Below are 18,010 nucleotides of genomic sequence, written 5' to 3' on the forward strand. Positions count from 1 at the left end.
ACATTTTTTATTATCTAATGCATATTATATTTTAGCCATTGCCTAAAGTATTTCAACTGTTCTTTAGTATGAAAATAGTGTTCTCCTTTTTCCATTACCTCCAAATTACAGTTGAAACGTTTTGCAAATGAAGATACCACATTAAATTCACATAGATTATCTTCTGAACCATAGAGAATTGAAGTTGGAATATTCCAGGCATCAACAGGATGTTCTTTTACATAGCAATAGTAATCCCAATAGAGAGTTTGTCCATCACGGGTAGAAATTTCTTTTTCTAATTTTAAACTGTCCTCATTTATATTAAACCATGTCATCATATTATTTATGATACGTTCCATATTTACTACAGGGGAGAGAAATAAACACTGCTTTAATGATTCATATTTGTATGTAAGTAAAGTAAAATATACCCCCATACTACAAGCAAATATGCCTATGTTATTTGATAGAGATCTTGCATAATGCATAACAATACTAAGGTCTTGAACACAGTTTTGAACTTTACAAGCATATGAGCTATCCTTACGATCGCCATGCTCAGGCAAGTCAAAACTAAGAACTTGATAATCTTTTGCCATTGCTTCTTCTGCAAATACAACAATAACATCATCTGATTTATTTGACATATTACCGTGAACTGCTATAAACAGTTTATCTGATTTATCGCCCCACAAAATTGCTGGAATACCTTGTATTTTAAAATTATGGTTTATCATTATAATTTGTCCTCCATGGATTATAAATAATTTATCATTTGTGATAATTTACATTTACAGTATAAATTCAGATGTATTATTCATCAAATGCAGCTAATGCAATAGGTAATGATTGAATAACAACATTCCCAACAGCCGGGAATCCCACCAAAATACTACTCATGATTTCTTCTCTTGAAGCTCCTAACTCTTTAGCCTGTTTTACATGAAAGGGTATGCCACTTTCATGTCGAGTAGAAGCTAATACTGCTAGATATGCAAGTGCTTCTGTTTTCTTGTCAAGCTTACAAGCATTATCTAACTTTACAATAAACTCACTCCATGCCTTTTGTTGTTCTGGTGCTTCCTCTATAAATGTCATAAATGAATTACTTATACTCATAAAGTTATCCTCCTTAAATATTATAATGTTTTATAAAATACCTTATACTTCTTTATGTTGTTCTATCTAAATTATATTAATGCAATAAAATTACACTTGCACAACATATATATTTCTTCAAATTACATCTATCATGTAATAATATTTTAATTTAATGTATCTAACATATGTCTCACTAATTTAAAACAAACTCCTTTCCCTTGATATTCTGGCAAAACTTCTAATAATAGAATATATTCACATAATGTCTTATCGGAAATAGAATTTATGAAGCCTACTACATTTCCTGTAGAATTATCTTTTTGCTAACCAAATATAACTACTATTTTCTGGGATATTAATATACTTTTGAGCTGTTGAAGGGTTTGGCAATTCAACAAAAAATCCTCCGAGCTTTTCCTCTGTAATAGATTTCAAAGAATTAATATACTTGAATTATATCATCATTGCCTAAATTTATTTTTACTCTATTTGTATCTATACATAATAGTTGAACCATCTTCTTTAAATACAGGTGGATTGGTACGATATTCGTATCCTAACTTATGATAAAATTTGTGTGAACTTTTTGAGGAAGGTACTTCTATGAGGTTACTATTTAAACACCATTCATCTTGTTCTAGAAATCTTATAAGTTTTTTTCCTATTCCTCGTTTATGATAATCTGGATTTATAAATATTGCTGTAAAGTAACTTTGATTTTCTTGGCTTGCATCTCGACTGACAGCTCCCATACCTATTATTTCTCCATTATATTTAACAGAGTAAGAGTGTCTATTAAATACAATATCATTCAACCATTCTGTATTAAATCCATTCAAAAATTTTTTGATTTCCCAAGATTCATAATTCTTACTATTCACCTCTTCTACACATCTATGTATAATGTGCAGCAATTTATTAACATCATCTAATTTTGCCTTTTCAAAAACTATTCTATTTATATCAAATACCATACTAGCCCCCATATGTATTAAATCTTCATTACTAAGTTATATATGAATAATATTTATCTCATAATAACTTATTATTATTTAAATATCGTAGAATCACGATTAACCAACAATATGAGAAGATTGTGTAATAAATTTACTTTAAATTATACTTATTTACTTGGATTATATCTGTCAGCATATTCTTCTTTAGCTTTTTGAGTATATTTCAAAATGAAATCAGATTTAGCATTTGTATATCCATCTCTGTCATGCTCATATTTTTTTATCAATCCTAATTTAAGTTTACCATATTCTTTAGCAACTTCTTCATGTTCTATGAGGTAATCTCTAAAATACAATTCATTCCAGTTATCATAGTAGCGAACATGCAAATGATATACTTTTTCTGCAAATCCTTCTTTTGTATATCCTTTATTAAATACCATTTTCATACAAGGTTTATTTTCAGATGCCATCAATAACCAACCATTATGTATTAAAGTATCTTTTAATTTTTCAATATTACTTTCATTACCTATTTCCAATAAAATATCTACTGTTGGTTTAGCAATTAAACCTTTAATTGAGGTACTTCCTATATGGTTAATACGCATAATATTTTTTGTATCAATACAACTTAAAATTTGTTGTTTTTCAATTTCATACCAATCTGTATAAACTGCATTATGCTTTTTTAGAACTATAGGAAATAACCTCCATAATTCTTCCAGCGTCATTTCCGACAATTCTTTTCCCATATTTACATTCCTCCACCCCAAAAATACAAATAATTTTTACTTCACAATAAAGTGACGATCAATAAGAAATTTGTGTAGTCTAAAATGTTATTTTACAGCATATCTATCTTTTTGATTGAAAAATGTAATGTCTGCATAGCCAGCATATATTTTTCCCGAATGTTTTACCCCGTTCGGTATAAAGTATCTATCTCCTTTTTGAAAGGTATTTTTAATACCATCTATTATTAAATCAATTTTACCTTCAAGAACTATTCCCAACTGACTTACATGAGAATGTTCAGGCAAATCAACGTCTTCAGCAAATTCCATAAAGATAATCTGGTGATTATTGCTTTGTGATAAATAAGCACTACCGCCTTTAATTGGAATATCCGCTTGGGGAAGATTTAATATTGGTTCAGGAAATATTGTTTTCATTTGGACCTCTCCTATCTTATAATTTGTAACGCTTTTAATTACAGTTTCGACTTAACTTCTATAAGAATTATACCATATTATTACTTATATATTTTGTAAAAAACATGAATATATCTATTTTCAAAGAACATCGTCCGTATTTTCAATTTTCCTTATTTCTTATTAAAAAGCATCAAAAAAGTGCTTATGAAAAACTAATTTAATAACACTTTTCATAAACACTTTTATTAACTTATTCTATTGATATATCTAGGGTTTAAGCCATTTCAAGTCTATTCCCACTCAATAGTAGCAGGAGGTTTTGAGGTTATATCGTAAACAATCCTGTTTACTCCTTTAACTTCATTAACAATTCTTCTTGAAACCTTATCTAAAACATCATAAGGTATTCTAGCCCAGTCAGAAGTCATTGCATCTGTGGATATAACAGCCCTTAGTGCAATAGTATAACAGTACGTTCTCTCATCTCCCATTACTCCTACAGAGCGTATGTTTGGAAGACAGGCAAAATACTGCCATATAGTTTCATCTAAATTAGCTTTTGCTATTTCATCTCTAAATATTGCATCTGCTTCTCTTGTTATTTCAAGTTTTTCCTCTGTAATATCTCCTAAAACTCTTATGGCAAGCCCCGGTCCTGGAAAAGGTTGTCTCCATACTAATTTATGTGGTATACCAAGTTCTTCACCTACTGCCCTGACCTCATCTTTGAACAGCTCTCTAAGAGGTTCTATAAGCTTAAAATCCATATCTTCTGGTAATCCACCTACATTATGATGACTTTTTATAGTAGCAGAAGTTCCAAATCCGCTTTCTACTACATCTGGGTATATAGTTCCCTGAACTAAAAAAGCTATTTCTCCTAACTTTTTAGCTTCTTCTTCAAATACTCTTATAAATTCTTCTCCTATTATTTTTCTCTTTCTTTCTGGATCTGATACACCTTTTAACTTTTGTAAAAATCTTTCTTCCGCATTTATTCTTATAAAATTCATGTTAAATTGCTTCTTAAATACATTTTCTACCTGATCTCCTTCATTTTTTCTCAGAAGACCATGATCTACAAATATACAGGTAAGCTGTTTTCCTATGGCTTTATGTACAATCATTGCTGCTACTGAAGAATCTACCCCGCCAGACATGGCACATATGACTTTTTTATCTCCAACTTCTTCCTTTATTGATTTTATTTTTTCATCTACAAAAGAAGACATAGACCAATCTCCCTTTAAATTGCATATATTGAACAAAAAGTTAGAAAGCATCTTTTTTCCGAAAGGTGTATGTTGTACTTCTGGATGAAATTGAACTCCATATATCTTCTTCTCAATATTTTCCACAGCAGCTACAGGAGCTTCTCCAGATTTAGCTATTATCTTAAATTCATCTGGAGGCTGTGACACAAAGTCCGTATGGCTCATCCAGCAGCTTTCATTTTTATCTATACCAGAGAATAAATCACTACTATTATTAAGAACAATATCCGTTTTACCATATTCTCTTATTTGTGCAGTTTCAACTTTTCCACCTAAACTACTACATATAAGTTGATGTCCATAACATATACCTAAAATTGGTACCCCCATTTTGAATATATCAGCACTTATTTTAGGAGAACTTTTATCATATACACTATTAGGACCTCCTGTAAATATTATTCCCTTAGGATTTTTCTCTTTTATTTTATCTATAGAACAGGTATAAGGAACTATTTCACAGTATACATTATTCTCTCTAACTCTTCTTGCTATAAGCTGATTATATTGTCCTCCAAAATCAACTACTATAACTAACTCTCTTTCCATTAGTGTCCTCCCAATGTAAAATTTGCTAACTGCTTTTATTTAGATTCATCTTTATATTTTGTGAAAAATAACTATAGTTTATTCTTATATTACATAACTATTAATACTTATGATTAGTTATGTACCTGCTGCACATAACTTAAATACATTCTTATTATTCAAAAAATTACCATATTGTAGAATTGACAGACAATTCTTTATATTATTATAATACTTAATTAGCCTACATGTACAATTATATGCTTTACTATGCTACTGTGCAATACTATAATTAGGTGCTTCTCTTGTCATAGATATATCATGAGGATGACTTTCCCTAAGACCTGCAGAAGATTGAATTACAAAAGTGGCCCTTTCATATAAATCCTTTAAAGTAGGTGCCCCTAATAACCCCATACCTGAACGTATTCCTCCTAAAAGCTGAAATATGGTATCAGCCACAGGACCTTTATAAGGTACTCTTCCTTCAACGCCTTCTGGAACTAATTTTTTATTTCCTTCCTGAAAATATCTATCTTTGCTTCCACAGGCCATAGCACTTAAAGAACCCATTCCTCTATACACCTTATAGCTTCTTCCTTTATATATCTCAGTTTCACCTGGTGCTTCCTCGCAGCCCGCAAACATTGAACCCATCATAACTACCTTTGCTCCTGCTGCCAGTGCCTTTACTATATCCCCTGAATACTTTATTCCTCCATCTGCAATAATTGGAATACCATACTTACTAGCTTCCTCTACACAATCCATTACTGCTGTAAGTTGTGGTACCCCTACTCCTGCTATTACCCTTGTAGTACATATAGAGCCTGGTCCTATTCCTACTTTTATTGAATCTGCCCCAGCTTTAATTAAATCTCTAGTACCTTCTGCAGTTGCAACATTTCCTGCAATAATTTCTATATCAGGATATTTTTCCTTTATAGCACTTACTGCATCCAAAACTCCTTGTGAATGTCCATGTGACGTATCTACAGCTATTACATCCACTCCCACTTTAATTAAGGCACTCACCCTGTCCATCATGTCTTTAGTTACCCCCACAGCAGCACCACACAGAAGTCTACCTTTTATATCTTTTGCTCCATTTGGGAATTTTTTTACTTTTTCTATATCTTTTATAGTTATAAGTCCTCTCAAATTATTTTTCTCATCTACCAATGGCAATTTTTCTATCTTATGAGCCTTTAATATTTCTTTAGCTTGCTCAATAGTAGTATTTTCTGCAGCTGTTATAAGGTTTTTATAGGTCATAACCTCTGAAATTCTCCTATCATAATTCGTTTCAAAGATTATATCTCTATTAGTAATTATACCTACTAATTTAGAATTTACGGTAATAGGGATTCCGGATATTCTATATTTACTCATAAGTGCCAATGCTTCATTTATACTATTATCTGGTGAAAGATAAAATGGATCTGTTATTACTCCATTTTCTTGTCTTTTTACCTTGTCTACTTCCATAGCCTGTTGTTCTATAGACATATTCTTATGTATAATTCCAATGCCGCCTTCTCTTGCCATAGCAATAGCCATCTTTGAATCCGTAACTGTATCCATACTAGCACTAACAAGAGGTATGTTCAATTTTATATTTTTAGTTAAATTAGTATTTAATAAAACCTCTCCTGGCAAAACTTCAGATTTATTTGGTACTAAAAGTACATCATCAAAAGTATACGCCTCTTTTAGAATCTTTGCCAATTTAAACCACTCCCATTCTTAAATTATAGTATTTTAATAAAATATACGCTAATAAAAAAAACATATTAAATTCATTTAAAGAAAATTAATATGACTTTACCATAATAATTCCACTCATAGTGAGCAATTTACGGTTTTCTGTAGATATTTCCCCAGCACACTGGGGTATATATGAATTGAATAAAAAAATCTATTTACTTTTTTATGAATTTTAATACATTTCTATCTATCCTATTAACTATTTACACTATTTTATTCAATTTTTTAGTTTTTGTCAACGTGAATTTATAATATTCTTAAACTAAAAATCAACCTAGTATCTAAATAGATACTAGGTTGATTTGAAATCATGCAATTAATACATTCCTTCCATTCCGCCCATTCCTGGTGCTCCTGGTAAAGCTGGATTATTTTTTTCTGGAATATCTACAACTGCTGCTTCAGTAGTTAAGAAAGTAGCTGCTACAGACGCTGCATTTTGAAGTGCTGATCTTGTAACTTTAGTAGGATCTACAATTCCATTGTCTATCATACTTACATATTTATCTGTTAGTACATCATATCCTATGCCAGCTTCACTACTTTTAACTTTTTCAATTATTACTGAACCCTCTACGCCTGCATTAGCCGCTATTTGTCTAACCGGTTCCTCTAGTGCCTTTGTTATTATATCTATACCAACTTTTATATCTGGTGTATCTGAAGTTAGCTTTGAAACCTCTGGAATTGCATTTACATATGCTGTTCCACCACCTGGTCCCATACCTTCTTCCACACCAGCTTTTGTTGCTGCTAGGGCATCTTCTATTCTCATCTTTTTCTCTTTTAGTTCAGTTTCTGTTGCTGCTCCAACTTTTATTACAGCTACTCCACCGGAAAGTTTTGCAAGTCTTTCTTGTAGTTTTTCTTTATCAAACTCAGAAGTAGTTTCTTCTATCTGTACCTTAATCTGAGATATTCTATCTTCTATAGATTTCTTATCTCCTCTTCCGTTTACTATAGTAGTATTTTCTTTATCAATCTTTACTGACTCTGCTCTTCCGAGATCCTCTAAGGAAACTTCCTTTAAATCTCTTCCCAGCTCCTCTGATATTACCTTACCATTAGTAAGTATTGCTATGTCCTGGAGCATTTCCTTTCTTCTATCACCAAAACCCGGTGCTTTTACTGCCACACAAGTAAATGTTCCTCTTAATTTATTAACAACTAAAGTCGTAAGGGCTTCTCCTTCAACATCTTCAGCTATTATAAGTAATTTTCTTCCTTGTTGTACCATTTTCTCTAACAATGGAAGTATATCTTGAATAGTAGCTATTTTTTTATCTGTGATTAAAATATAAGGATCATCTAATAAAGCTTCCATCTTTTCTGTATCAGTCACCATATATGCACTTAAATAACCCCTGTCAAATTCCATACCTTCAACTACATCTAACTCGGTTCCCATAGTTTTTGACTCTTCAACAGTTATAACTCCTTCATTACCTACTTTTTCCATAGCATCAGCTATTAACTCACCTATTTCTTCATCAGAAGCTGATATAGCTGCAATTCTTGCTATATCTTCTTTGCCCTTTACAGTTCTTGAAACTTTCTTTATTTCCTCTACAGCTTTATCTACTGCTAATTTTATACCCTGTCTTATAAGCATAGGATTTGCTCCAGCTGTAACATTTTTTAATCCTTCTCTTATTATAGCTTGAGCAAGTAATGTAGCTGTAGTTGTTCCGTCCCCGGCTACATCGTTGGTCTTTGTAGCAACTTCCTTTACAAGTTGAGCTCCCATATTTTCATATGGATCTTCCAATTCTATTTCCTTTGCTATTGTAACTCCATCGTTTGTGATGAGCGGTGAACCAAATTTCTTATCAAGCACTACATTCCTTCCCTTAGGTCCTAGGGTAACCTTCACTGTATTTGCTAATTTATCTACACCTTCTTGCATTTTTCTTCTAGCATCTTCGCTAAATAGAATACTCTTTGCCATAAAAAAACCTCCTTACAACTTCTGTTATATAAAATACTTATTTCTTTTTTAAATTACATTCTTTAACTAATTATTCAACTATAGCAAGTATGTCATCCTGTCTTAAAATAGTGTACTCCACACCATCTATTTTAACTTCATTTCCGGCATATTTAGAGAATAATACTCTGTCTCCTACTTTAACTTCCATTTTAATTTCTTTGCCATCTACTACTCCACCAGGTCCTACTGCCACAATTTCTGCTTCTTGTGGTTTCTCTTTAGCACTTCCCGGTAAAACAATACCACTTTTGGTAGTTTCCTCAGCTTCAATTTTTTTAATTACAACTCTGTCTCCAAGTGGTCTAATTTTCATCTAAACCCCTCCTTAAAAATACTTTTAATTTATTTTAAATTATTTTTCACTTTATTGTTAGCACTCATCAACCATGAGTGCTAATACAATTATTATAATAATGAATAGCCTTTATATTTTCAAATTTAAATTTCACACTTATTGAACTATTTATGGTAAAAAATACAGCATATACTTTAATTATGTCCTTATTTCACCTTATTGCTAATAATTTCATATATAATATACATTATTAGTATTTTCCTATTAAATTTATATATACAAAATTATTATAATTTACTTTGATTTAACATATTATAAATCCAAAGTATAGCCATTACATAAAGCACCTACACCACTGAACTAAAGTTGTTCATTGCTTTGTGAATTCTTATCTTTTAAGATCTTCACTAGTATTTTTTCTCCTTTGAAAATTCCTACAATAAACAAAAATATGCTTACTAAGGCTATGCTTATAATTATTATTTTATCTCCCGAATATATTTTTGAACCAAAATAGACAGAAATAATTATTCCAGGTAATCTTCCCAATGTAGAATAAAATACAAAATTTTTGAATTTTATTCTAGATATACCACATATGTAAGCTAAAATATCTTTAGGTATTCCAGGAATTAAATACAATATAAATACTATAAAATTCACACTACCCAAATCCAATATTGTTTGAAAAAACTTTAAATTCTTATAAGATATTATTTTATTTACAAGAGGCCTTCCATAAATTCTAGATACACCATAGGCAATTAAATTACCTAAAGTTATACCTAGAATAGATACAACACTTCCTCCAAATACTCCATATATATAGCCTCCTGCAATTTGAACAATCTCTCCAGGTATAAAAAAAGCAACAACCTGTAAAACTTGAATAAATACAAATACAATCACACCATATTTGCCATAAGACATTACTATATTTTTTATCTTATGAGGTTCTGTAAACAAACATATATACTTACTATAATATTCATAAGCTGAAATAATAAAAACAGTAAATACAATTAGCAACAGTCCATAAAATTTATACTCTTTTAAATTTTTCTTAATATGTTTCAACATATAACTATCCTCTTAACAATTTTATATTTTAATATTAACTATGATTAATTCACTATCCTATACTCTAAAAACTGCTATATATATTTTAACCTAATATGGAATAGTTATTTGAAATATTTACTTTATTTTATTAAACTTTTATATTATTTTCCCTTGCATGATAAAATAAATACTGTTGGGCAAAGCCTGATAACTTGCCGAATTTTTTTATTCCAAAATCTCTTATGCCCTTTAAAGATACATCCGGTGCCAGATAAAAGTAATTCATAGCCCTTTTAACCCACACATCTACAGGAAAAGCAGAATATTTTTGCATAGAAAAAAGCATAATACAATCCGCCACTTTAGGACCTATCCCCATAAATTTTTGTAGTTCTTTATGGCAAATTTCATCTTGCTGCATCTTAATCCAACTAATATCATACAATCTATCATAACTTTCTTTACCCTCTGTGCCATTATCATAAATTTTTGATACAGTGTCCTTAATATACTTACCTCTAAAACCTGTTCCACAGGATTCAAGCTCTTCCAATGTAGCTTCTTTTAATTTGTCTAATTTAGGAAAGCCATAGTAAACTTTACCTTTAAACTCCAAAGCTTCTCCCCATTTTTTGCTTATATTTTCTATAGTCCTTTTTATCATAGGAATTCTATTATTAGCTGATATTATAAAGGAAACAACCAATTCAAAAGGATCCTGTTTTAAAAGCCTAATTCCACAGCCAAATTCCACAGCTTCTTTTAAAATGGGATCTTTGCTTAGTATAGTCTTTATTTCGCTATAGTCACGGTTTAAATCAAAATACTCACACCATATTTCTTTAAAATCTTTTTCGGATGTATTATATATCAATATATCATTGTCCTTTTTTTCTACTTCAATAATTTTTCCAAAAGCTACACCTATATAGCTTCCGCCTTTTTGCCTATTCCATCTAAAACATTGACCGCAATCAAATATATGAGACAATTCAAAATTTCGTACATCCTTTATTATGATTCCCTGCTCAAAATCTTCTATATAATTAAAGTCCATACAACTACTCCTTATAAATTTTTAATATCATTATACACTATAGTTCATTAATTATCTCCTAAATATTAAAAAGCTGTATTAGGTTACCCTAATACAGCTTTTCAGTAATTATTTCTTGCTTAAATATTCATCTATAGCCTTTGCAGCTTTTTTACCTGCACCCATAGCAAGTATAACAGTAGCAGCTCCAGTTACGGAATCTCCTCCTGCATATACTCCTTCTCTTGTAGTCAATCCAGTTTCTTCTTCTGCTATTAAACACTTACGTTTGTTCATTTCAAGTCCTTTTGTTGTAGATGCTATTAATGGATTTGGTGATGTTCCAAGTGACATTATTACTGTATCTACCTCTAACTCAAATTCTGAACCCTTTATTGGAACCGGTCTTCTTCTGCCTGATGCATCTGGTTCTCCAAGTTCCATCTTTATACAACGCATACCTTTAACCCAACCCTTGTCATCACCTAATATTTCTATAGGGTTAGTTAAAAGATGGAATTGTACTCCTTCTTCTTTAGCATGATGAACTTCTTCTGCCCTTGCTGGAACTTCTTCTGCTGATCTTCTGTATACTATATATGATTCTGATCCCAATCTTAATGCAGTTCTAGCTGCGTCCATAGCAACGTTTCCTCCACCTATTACTGCAACTTTCTTACCAACTTTTATTGGTGTAGCATAATCATTTTTAAATGCCTTCATAAGATTACTTCTAGTTAAGAACTCATTAGCTGACAATACACCATTTAAATTTTCTCCTGGTATGTTCATAAACATTGGAAGTCCTGCACCAGAACCTATGAATACAGCATCAAAGCTTTCATTTTCTACAAGCTCATCTATCGTAATAGTTCTTCCTATTATTACATTTGTCTCTATTTTAACACCTAATTTTTTTACATTTTCAACTTCATGTTTTACTACACTATCCTTTGGAAGTCTGAATTCTGGAATTCCATAAACCAAAACTCCGCCTGCTTCATGAAGTGCTTCAAATATAGTAACGTCATATCCAAGTTTTGCTAAATCTCCTGCACAAGTAAGTCCTGAAGGACCACTTCCTATAACTGCTACCTTTTTACCATTTGATGGTTTTTTATCTGAAAGATCTACATTATTTTCTCTGGACCAGTCAGCTACGAATCTTTCAAGTTTTCCTATAGCAACAGCTTCTCCTTTTATTCCAAGCACACATTTTGATTCACATTGACTTTCCTGTGGACATACTCTTCCACAGACTGCAGGAAGTGCACTGGATTTTGCTATAACCTTAGCTGCCTCTTCAAAATTTTTATTTTTAACTTTGTCAATAAATTCTGGGATACTTATTGAAACAGGACATTTTGAAACACATCCTGGTTTCTTACAATTCAAACATCTTGATGCCTCATTTACTGCTTCTTCTTCAGTATATCCAAGACATACTTCCTGAAAGTTAGTTGCTCTAACTTGTGGATCTTGCTCTTTTATTGGCACTCTCTTCATTCTATCTACAGCCATTACTTGTCACCTCCGCACTTACATCCTTTAGCATGGTGGGTATCTCCCTCTTCTGCTTGAAGAATCTTTTTTCCTTCTTCTGTTTTATACATAGCTTGTCTTCTCATTGCTTCATCAAAATCTACTAAATGTCCATCAAATTCTGGTCCATCTACACATCCGAATTTTACTTCTCCACCTACTGTAAGCCTACAAGCTCCACACATACCAGTTCCATCTACCATTATTGGATTTACACTTACTATAGTTTTTACTCCATATTCTTTTGTAAGTTTACACAAAAACTTCATCATAATCATTGGTCCTATAGCAACTACACAGTCATACTTCTTTCCTTCTTTGTTATCAAGAAGTTCTTTAAGTTTATCTGAAACAAATCCTTTAAATCCATAGCTTCCGTCATCAGTAGCTATATACAAATTGTCTGTAACAGCTTTCATCTCTTCTTCTAAAAGTAAATGAGCTTTAGATTTACAGCCTACTATAGCATCAGCTTTTACTCCATGCTGACTTAACCATTTCACCTGTGGATAAACTGGAGCTGTTCCTACTCCACCCGCTACAAATATAATATTCTTTTTCTTAAGTTCTTCTAGATCCTCGTCCACAAATTCTGAATGCATTCCTAAAGGCCCTACGAAGTCTCTAATATAATCTCCTGCTTCATATTTTGCCAATTGCTTTGTTGATGCACCCATTGTCTGAAACACTATTTTTACTGTTCCCTTTTCTGCATCATAGTCACAAATAGTAAGAGGCACTCTCTCACCCTTATCATCTATTATAACTATAATGAATTGTCCTGGAAGACAGGACTTAGCTACCCTTGGCGCCTCTATATCCATTGAATATATATTAGGTGCAAGAGCCTGTTTGTCTACAATTTTATACATTCCATTCACCCCATCTGAAAAACTAATAAAACTTATAAAACGTTTAAATCCAAGACTTAAATTTCACTTCAAACATAAGCCCTTTATTGTATTATATCATAATAACAAAATAATTGCACTACTATAAGAAAGTTACTGTGAAAAAGTTTTGTGCAAAAATATTTACATAACATCCATATTTTCAAGCATATTATTATATTTGAAATATGTACTGAATTTTGCCCAAAGATACATTTATTGCTATAACTGCAAAAAACTACATAATTAAAAAAAGATTTTAGACTAATCATTAATTAGCCCAAAATTCTTTTTAATTATTATAATTTAAATTTAACTAAATCATATAATTTTTAATAAGCAAAGAATCCTTTTCCTGATTTTCTTCCTAACCAACCTGCTCTTACATATTTTCTAAGTAATGGATGAGCCCTGTATTTTGAATCTCCAGTCTCATTATAAAGTACATCCATGATAGCAAGACATACATCTAATCCTATAAGATCGCCTAATGCTAGAGGACCCATTGGATGATTAGCTCCTAATTTCATAGCTGTATCAATATCTTCTGCTGAAGCTATTCCTTCTGCAAGAATGCCTGCTCCTTCATTTATCATTGGTATTAATATTCTATTTACAACAAATCCTGGAGCTTCTGCTACCTCTACAGGAGTTTTTCCTACTTTAACAGAAAGATCTTTTATAATATCAAAAGTTTCTTGAGAAGTAGCCATGCCTCTTATGATCTCAACTAATTTCATAACATTTGCTGGATTAAAGAAATGCATTCCTATAAATTTATCCTGTCTCTTTGTAGCTGTTGCTACTTCAGTTATAGATAATGAAGAAGTATTAGTAGCAAAGATCGTTTCAGGTTTGCATATTTCTTCTAATTTCCCAAAATAATCTTTCTTTATATTCATATCTTCAGATGCTGCTTCTATTATAAGATCACAATCAGCTAATTTTTCAAGTTCAGTTGTTACACTTACTCTTCCAACTATTTTATCAGCATCTTCTTGGGATATTTTTCCCTTTGATACTTTTTTGTCATAAGATTTTTTTACTGCTGCCAAACCTTTTGAAATACTACCTTCAGTTCTTCCACGGATAATTACATCTATCCCTGCTTCTGCAAAAGCCTGCACAATTCCACGAGACATAGTTCCACTACCTAAAACTGCTACACTTTTAATACTCATATATGTCACTCCTTCTTTAAAATTTAATGTGCTCAAATTATATTAAGCACCTAATTTAATTAAAACTAGTATGCTTAAAATAACAAGCATTTATACATTTATATTTTCCTCCACTACAGCACAATGCATGCTGCAGGGAGGTTTTTAACATAGAAAATACTATTTATATAGTTTATATAAATTTACAAATCAATTAAAGATTTAAAGCTTTAACTTGAGCTGTTAATTCAGGAACAACTTTGTATAAATCTCCTACGATAGCAAGATCTGCTACTTGCATTATTGGAGCGTTTTCATCTTTATTTACAGCTACAATAAATCCACTATCTTGCATACCTGCTAAATGCTGTATTGCACCTGATATTCCGCATGCAACATAAAGGCCTGGTCTTACTGTTTTTCCTGTTTGTCCAACCTGGTAACTCTTATCTATCCAGCCAGCATCTATAGTCGCACGGGAACCACCTATAGTTCCACCTAATAAATCTGCAAGCTCTTTAAGAACTTTGAATCCATCTGGACCGCCAAGTCCTCTTCCACCTGATATAATTACATCTGCTTCTGAGATATCTACTGTATCTTTAGCAGACTTAACTACTTCAATTACGTCAATTCTGATGTCACTAGCAGCAACATTTGCAGCTACCTTTTCTATTTTTCCAGCTCTTGAAGCATCTCTTGGAAGCTTATCAAAAACTCCTGGTCTTACTGTTGACATCTGTGGTCTTGTTTTTTCGCAAGCTATAGTTGCCATTAAGTTTCCACCAAAAGCTGGTCTTGTCATCATTAAATTTTTTGATTCAGGATCTATATCAAGTCCTGTACAGTCTGCTGTAAGGCCTGTAGCAGTTCTAGCTGCAACTCTTGGTCCTAAATCTCTTCCTATAAATGTAGCTCCGATAAGTAATATTTCTGGTTTTCTTTCATCTATAAGCTCATTTATTACTTTAGTATATCCATCTGTAGTATAGTGTTTCAAAAGAGGACTATCTGCATATAAAACCTTATCTGCTCCATGTGCAATAAGTTCTTTTGCTGCCTCATCTACACCACTACCAAGTAATAAAGCAGTTAATTCTACTCCTAAAGTGTCCGCTAATTCTCTTCCTTTTCCAACTAATTGAAGTGCTACTTTTTGTAGTTCTCCATCTCTTTGTTCAGCAAATACCCATACGCCTTTGTAATCTGCTATGCTCATTCTAAACCCCTCCTATATATTAAATAACGTGTTTTTCTCTTAATTTTGAAATTGCATACGTTACTGCTTCTTTTACTGGTTTATTAACAATTTCTCCTGCACCCTTTGGTTCTTTTGTATGTGATCTCTTAACTTTTGTGCAAGAACCATTAAGTCCAAGTTTATCTTTCTCTACTTCTAAATCAGCAGCACTCCATATCTTAACTTCTTTTTTGAAAACTTCAAATATGTTCTTTATGTTCATATATCTTGGTTCATTTAATTCTTTTATAGCAGTTAACATACATGGAGTTTTAATTTTTGCTACTTCATATCCATCTTCCCAAGCTCTTCTAACTGTTAAAGTATCTCCGTCTGCATCAACTTTTTCTACATATGTTATCTGAGGTATATCTAATTTTTCTGCTATTTGAGGTCCAACCTGTGCAGTATCTCCATCTATTGCCTGTCTTCCTGCAAATATTAAATCATATTCTAAATTTTTAAGTGCTCCTGCCAATGCATAAGAAGTAGCTTGAGTATCCGCTCCTGCAAAAGCTCTGTCTGAAACCAATATTGCTTCGTCAGCTCCCATAGCTAGAGCTTCTCTAAGTGCCTCTTCTGCTTGTGGAGGTCCCATACTTACTACTGTAACTGTACCGCCTACTTTTTCTTTTAAAGCAATTGATTCTTCAAGTGCATTTCTATCATCTGGGTTTATTATTGATGGAACGCCTTCTCTTATTAATGTTCCTGTTTTTGGATCGATTTTAACTTCATTTGTATCTGGTACTTGCTTTAAGCAAACAACTATCTTCATTATGAACTCCTCCTATTTATTTAAATAAATTTGCTGCGATAACCATCTTTTGTACTTCTGAAGTTCCTTCATATATCTCAGTTATCTTAGCATCTCTCATCATTCTTTCTACTGGATAATCTTTAGTGTATCCATATCCTCCAAAGAGTTGTACAACCTTAGTTGTAGTTTCCATAGCTACAGTAGCTGCAGCTAACTTAGCTCTTGCAGCATCTACTGAATAAGGAACACCCTTATCCTTATTTACTGCTGCTTTGTAAACAAGATATTTTGCAGCTTGTATTTTAGTATCTAATTCAGCAGCATACCATGATAATCCTTGGAATTTGTAAAGTGCCTTTCCAAACTGTTTTCTTTCTTTCAAGTATGCAACTGCTTCATCTAAAGCACCTTCTGCTATACCTAATGCTTGGGATGCTATACCAATTCTTCCTCCATCAAGAGTCTTCATTGCTATACCAAAACCTTTTCCTTCTTTTCCTAACATATTTTCCTTTGGAACTACGCAATTCTCAAATATAAGCTCAGTAGTTGATGATCCTCTTATTCCCATTTTGTCTTCAAGTTTTCCTATTGAAAAACCAGGCATTCCCTTTTCAATTATGAATGCTGTTATTCCGTGATTTCCCTTGCTTCTATCTGTCATTGCAAATACTACGAAAGTATCTGCTGCTCCACCATTTGTGATGAATATTTTTTGTCCATTCAATATATAATTATCTCCATCTAAAACAGCTGTTGTCTGCTGTCCAGAAGCATCAGTACCTGCATTAGGTTCAGTTAAACCAAATGCTCCAAGTTTTTCTCCTTTTGCAAGTGGAATTAAGTATTTTTGTTTTTGTTCTTCTGTACCGAATTGATAAATAGGTGTTGCGCAAAGTGAAGTATGTGCTGAAACTATAACACCTGTTGTAGCGCAAACTTTTGAAAGTCCTTCTACTGTTAATATATAAGAGAGTGTGTCTCCACCTGCTCCGCCATACTCAACAGGAAATGGTATACCCAACATTCCATATCTAGCCATTTTTTCTACTGTTTCTTGAGGAAACCTTTCTGTTTCATCTACTTCTGCAGCTAGAGGTTTAACTTCAGTTTCTGCAAATTCACTTACCATTTGTTCTACAAATTGTTGTTCTCTTGTTAATGTAAAATCCATTTATTTTACCTCCTAAATAGTTTTCATACTAAATATAGCTTATATCTTTTTTTATATCATTCATTGTAAACCTTTATTTGTAAACCTTTAAAGAAA

General features: G+C 32.0%; 17 protein-coding genes, 1 pseudogene and 1 riboswitch. All 18 genes and pseudogenes read right to left on the reverse strand.

The genetic code is table 11. The annotated features are described in order from the left end of the window. Positions 1-14: 14 nt before the first annotated feature. The 18 genes and pseudogenes from ACJDU8_RS00555 to ACJDU8_RS00640 all read right to left on the reverse strand — a co-directional run bounded on the left by ACJDU8_RS00555 (position 15) and on the right by ACJDU8_RS00640 (position 17,914). Positions 15-719 carry an alpha/beta hydrolase gene (locus ACJDU8_RS00555; protein ID WP_406790208.1) on the reverse strand — a complete coding sequence of 235 codons (705 nt, stop codon included), beginning with the start codon at positions 717-719 and terminating at the stop codon, positions 15-17. A 76-nt stretch (positions 720-795) separates the two neighbouring features. Next, complete coding sequence (locus ACJDU8_RS00560) at positions 796-1,101, reverse strand: carboxymuconolactone decarboxylase family protein (RefSeq protein ID WP_406790209.1); 306 nt, start codon at positions 1,099-1,101, stop codon at positions 796-798. A 146-nt stretch (positions 1,102-1,247) separates the two neighbouring features. Beyond that, positions 1,248-1,379: pseudogene (locus tag ACJDU8_RS00565) on the reverse strand (GNAT family N-acetyltransferase); the annotation flags it as partial. Between the two features lie 189 nt (positions 1,380-1,568). Further along, on the reverse strand, positions 1,569-2,057 hold the full coding sequence (locus ACJDU8_RS00570; protein ID WP_406790210.1) for a GNAT family N-acetyltransferase: 489 nt from the start codon (positions 2,055-2,057) through the stop codon (positions 1,569-1,571). A 149-nt stretch (positions 2,058-2,206) separates the two neighbouring features. After that, positions 2,207-2,794: a GrpB family protein gene (locus tag ACJDU8_RS00575; RefSeq protein WP_406790211.1), complete on the reverse strand. Its 588-nt coding sequence runs from the start codon at positions 2,792-2,794 to the stop codon at positions 2,207-2,209. An 87-nt stretch (positions 2,795-2,881) separates the two neighbouring features. Beyond that, positions 2,882-3,214, reverse strand: coding sequence for a cupin domain-containing protein (locus ACJDU8_RS00580; protein ID WP_406790212.1), 333 nt, complete (start codon positions 3,212-3,214; stop codon positions 2,882-2,884). A gap of 272 nt (positions 3,215-3,486) precedes the next feature. Then, positions 3,487-5,019, reverse strand: a complete 1,533-nt coding sequence (guaA, locus tag ACJDU8_RS00585; protein ID WP_406790213.1) for a glutamine-hydrolyzing GMP synthase — start codon at positions 5,017-5,019, stop codon at positions 3,487-3,489. A gap of 252 nt (positions 5,020-5,271) precedes the next feature. Beyond that, a complete protein-coding gene (gene guaB / locus ACJDU8_RS00590) occupies positions 5,272-6,726 on the reverse strand; it encodes an IMP dehydrogenase (protein ID WP_406790214.1) in 1,455 nt (484 codons plus the stop codon). A gap of 97 nt (positions 6,727-6,823) precedes the next feature. Next, a riboswitch (purine riboswitch) is annotated at positions 6,824-6,921 on the reverse strand. Positions 6,922-7,081: 160 nt separating this feature from the next. Continuing rightward, the gene (groL, locus tag ACJDU8_RS00595; RefSeq protein ID WP_406790215.1) at positions 7,082-8,713 is read right to left on the reverse strand and encodes a chaperonin GroEL; all 1,632 of its coding nucleotides are present in this window, start codon (positions 8,711-8,713) and stop codon (positions 7,082-7,084) included. 70 nt (positions 8,714-8,783) lie between these two features. Beyond that, on the reverse strand, positions 8,784-9,068 hold the full coding sequence (groES, locus tag ACJDU8_RS00600) for a co-chaperone GroES (RefSeq protein WP_406790216.1): 285 nt from the start codon (positions 9,066-9,068) through the stop codon (positions 8,784-8,786). 342 nt (positions 9,069-9,410) lie between these two features. Continuing rightward, positions 9,411-10,130, reverse strand: a complete 720-nt coding sequence (locus tag ACJDU8_RS00605; protein ID WP_406790217.1) for a TVP38/TMEM64 family protein — start codon at positions 10,128-10,130, stop codon at positions 9,411-9,413. 130 nt (positions 10,131-10,260) lie between these two features. Beyond that, a complete protein-coding gene (locus tag ACJDU8_RS00610) occupies positions 10,261-11,169 on the reverse strand; it encodes a DNA-3-methyladenine glycosylase family protein (RefSeq protein ID WP_406790218.1) in 909 nt (302 codons plus the stop codon). A 108-nt stretch (positions 11,170-11,277) separates the two neighbouring features. Next, positions 11,278-12,669: an NADPH-dependent glutamate synthase gene (gene gltA, locus ACJDU8_RS00615; RefSeq protein ID WP_406790219.1), complete on the reverse strand. Its 1,392-nt coding sequence runs from the start codon at positions 12,667-12,669 to the stop codon at positions 11,278-11,280. Further along, positions 12,669-13,562 (reverse strand): sulfide/dihydroorotate dehydrogenase-like FAD/NAD-binding protein, encoded by an 894-nt coding sequence (locus ACJDU8_RS00620; RefSeq protein ID WP_406790220.1) that lies wholly within the window; start codon positions 13,560-13,562, stop codon positions 12,669-12,671. Before ACJDU8_RS00620 ends, gltA begins: the two co-directional genes overlap by 1 nt. A gap of 350 nt (positions 13,563-13,912) precedes the next feature. Next, on the reverse strand, positions 13,913-14,755 hold the full coding sequence (locus tag ACJDU8_RS00625; RefSeq protein WP_406790356.1) for a 3-hydroxybutyryl-CoA dehydrogenase: 843 nt from the start codon (positions 14,753-14,755) through the stop codon (positions 13,913-13,915). Positions 14,756-14,954: 199 nt separating this feature from the next. Further along, positions 14,955-15,959 carry an electron transfer flavoprotein subunit alpha/FixB family protein gene (locus ACJDU8_RS00630; RefSeq protein WP_406790221.1) on the reverse strand — a complete coding sequence of 335 codons (1,005 nt, stop codon included), beginning with the start codon at positions 15,957-15,959 and terminating at the stop codon, positions 14,955-14,957. Between the two features lie 19 nt (positions 15,960-15,978). Then, positions 15,979-16,758 (reverse strand): electron transfer flavoprotein subunit beta, encoded by a 780-nt coding sequence (locus ACJDU8_RS00635; RefSeq protein ID WP_406790222.1) that lies wholly within the window; start codon positions 16,756-16,758, stop codon positions 15,979-15,981. 16 nt (positions 16,759-16,774) lie between these two features. Next, positions 16,775-17,914 carry an acyl-CoA dehydrogenase gene (locus ACJDU8_RS00640; RefSeq protein WP_406790223.1) on the reverse strand — a complete coding sequence of 380 codons (1,140 nt, stop codon included), beginning with the start codon at positions 17,912-17,914 and terminating at the stop codon, positions 16,775-16,777. Positions 17,915-18,010 lie beyond the last annotated feature (96 nt).

Source organism: Candidatus Clostridium eludens, assembly GCF_045310515.1.
GTDB lineage: Bacteria > Bacillota > Clostridia > Clostridiales > Clostridiaceae > Clostridium_B > Clostridium_B eludens.

Bases quoted from the DNA above. Each gene is read 5' to 3' on its own strand.
- ACJDU8_RS00555 (WP_406790208.1), bottom strand. From the start codon at position 719: ATGATAAACCATAATTTTAAAATACAAGGTATTCCAGCAATTTTGTGG.
- ACJDU8_RS00560 (WP_406790209.1), bottom strand. From the start codon at position 1,101: ATGAGTATAAGTAATTCATTTATGACATTTATAGAGGAAGCACCAGAA.
- ACJDU8_RS00570 (WP_406790210.1), bottom strand. From the start codon at position 2,057: ATGGTATTTGATATAAATAGAATAGTTTTTGAAAAGGCAAAATTAGAT.
- ACJDU8_RS00575 (WP_406790211.1), bottom strand. From the start codon at position 2,794: ATGGGAAAAGAATTGTCGGAAATGACGCTGGAAGAATTATGGAGGTTA.
- ACJDU8_RS00580 (WP_406790212.1), bottom strand. From the start codon at position 3,214: ATGAAAACAATATTTCCTGAACCAATATTAAATCTTCCCCAAGCGGAT.
- guaA (WP_406790213.1), bottom strand. From the start codon at position 5,019: ATGGAAAGAGAGTTAGTTATAGTAGTTGATTTTGGAGGACAATATAAT.
- groL (WP_406790215.1), bottom strand. From the start codon at position 8,713: ATGGCAAAGAGTATTCTATTTAGCGAAGATGCTAGAAGAAAAATGCAA.
- groES (WP_406790216.1), bottom strand. From the start codon at position 9,068: ATGAAAATTAGACCACTTGGAGACAGAGTTGTAATTAAAAAAATTGAA.
- ACJDU8_RS00605 (WP_406790217.1), bottom strand. From the start codon at position 10,130: ATGTTGAAACATATTAAGAAAAATTTAAAAGAGTATAAATTTTATGGA.
- ACJDU8_RS00610 (WP_406790218.1), bottom strand. From the start codon at position 11,169: ATGGACTTTAATTATATAGAAGATTTTGAGCAGGGAATCATAATAAAG.
- gltA (WP_406790219.1), bottom strand. From the start codon at position 12,669: ATGGCTGTAGATAGAATGAAGAGAGTGCCAATAAAAGAGCAAGATCCA.
- ACJDU8_RS00620 (WP_406790220.1), bottom strand. From the start codon at position 13,562: ATGTATAAAATTGTAGACAAACAGGCTCTTGCACCTAATATATATTCA.
- ACJDU8_RS00630 (WP_406790221.1), bottom strand. From the start codon at position 15,959: ATGAGCATAGCAGATTACAAAGGCGTATGGGTATTTGCTGAACAAAGA.
- ACJDU8_RS00635 (WP_406790222.1), bottom strand. From the start codon at position 16,758: ATGAAGATAGTTGTTTGCTTAAAGCAAGTACCAGATACAAATGAAGTT.
- ACJDU8_RS00640 (WP_406790223.1), bottom strand. From the start codon at position 17,914: ATGGATTTTACATTAACAAGAGAACAACAATTTGTAGAACAAATGGTA.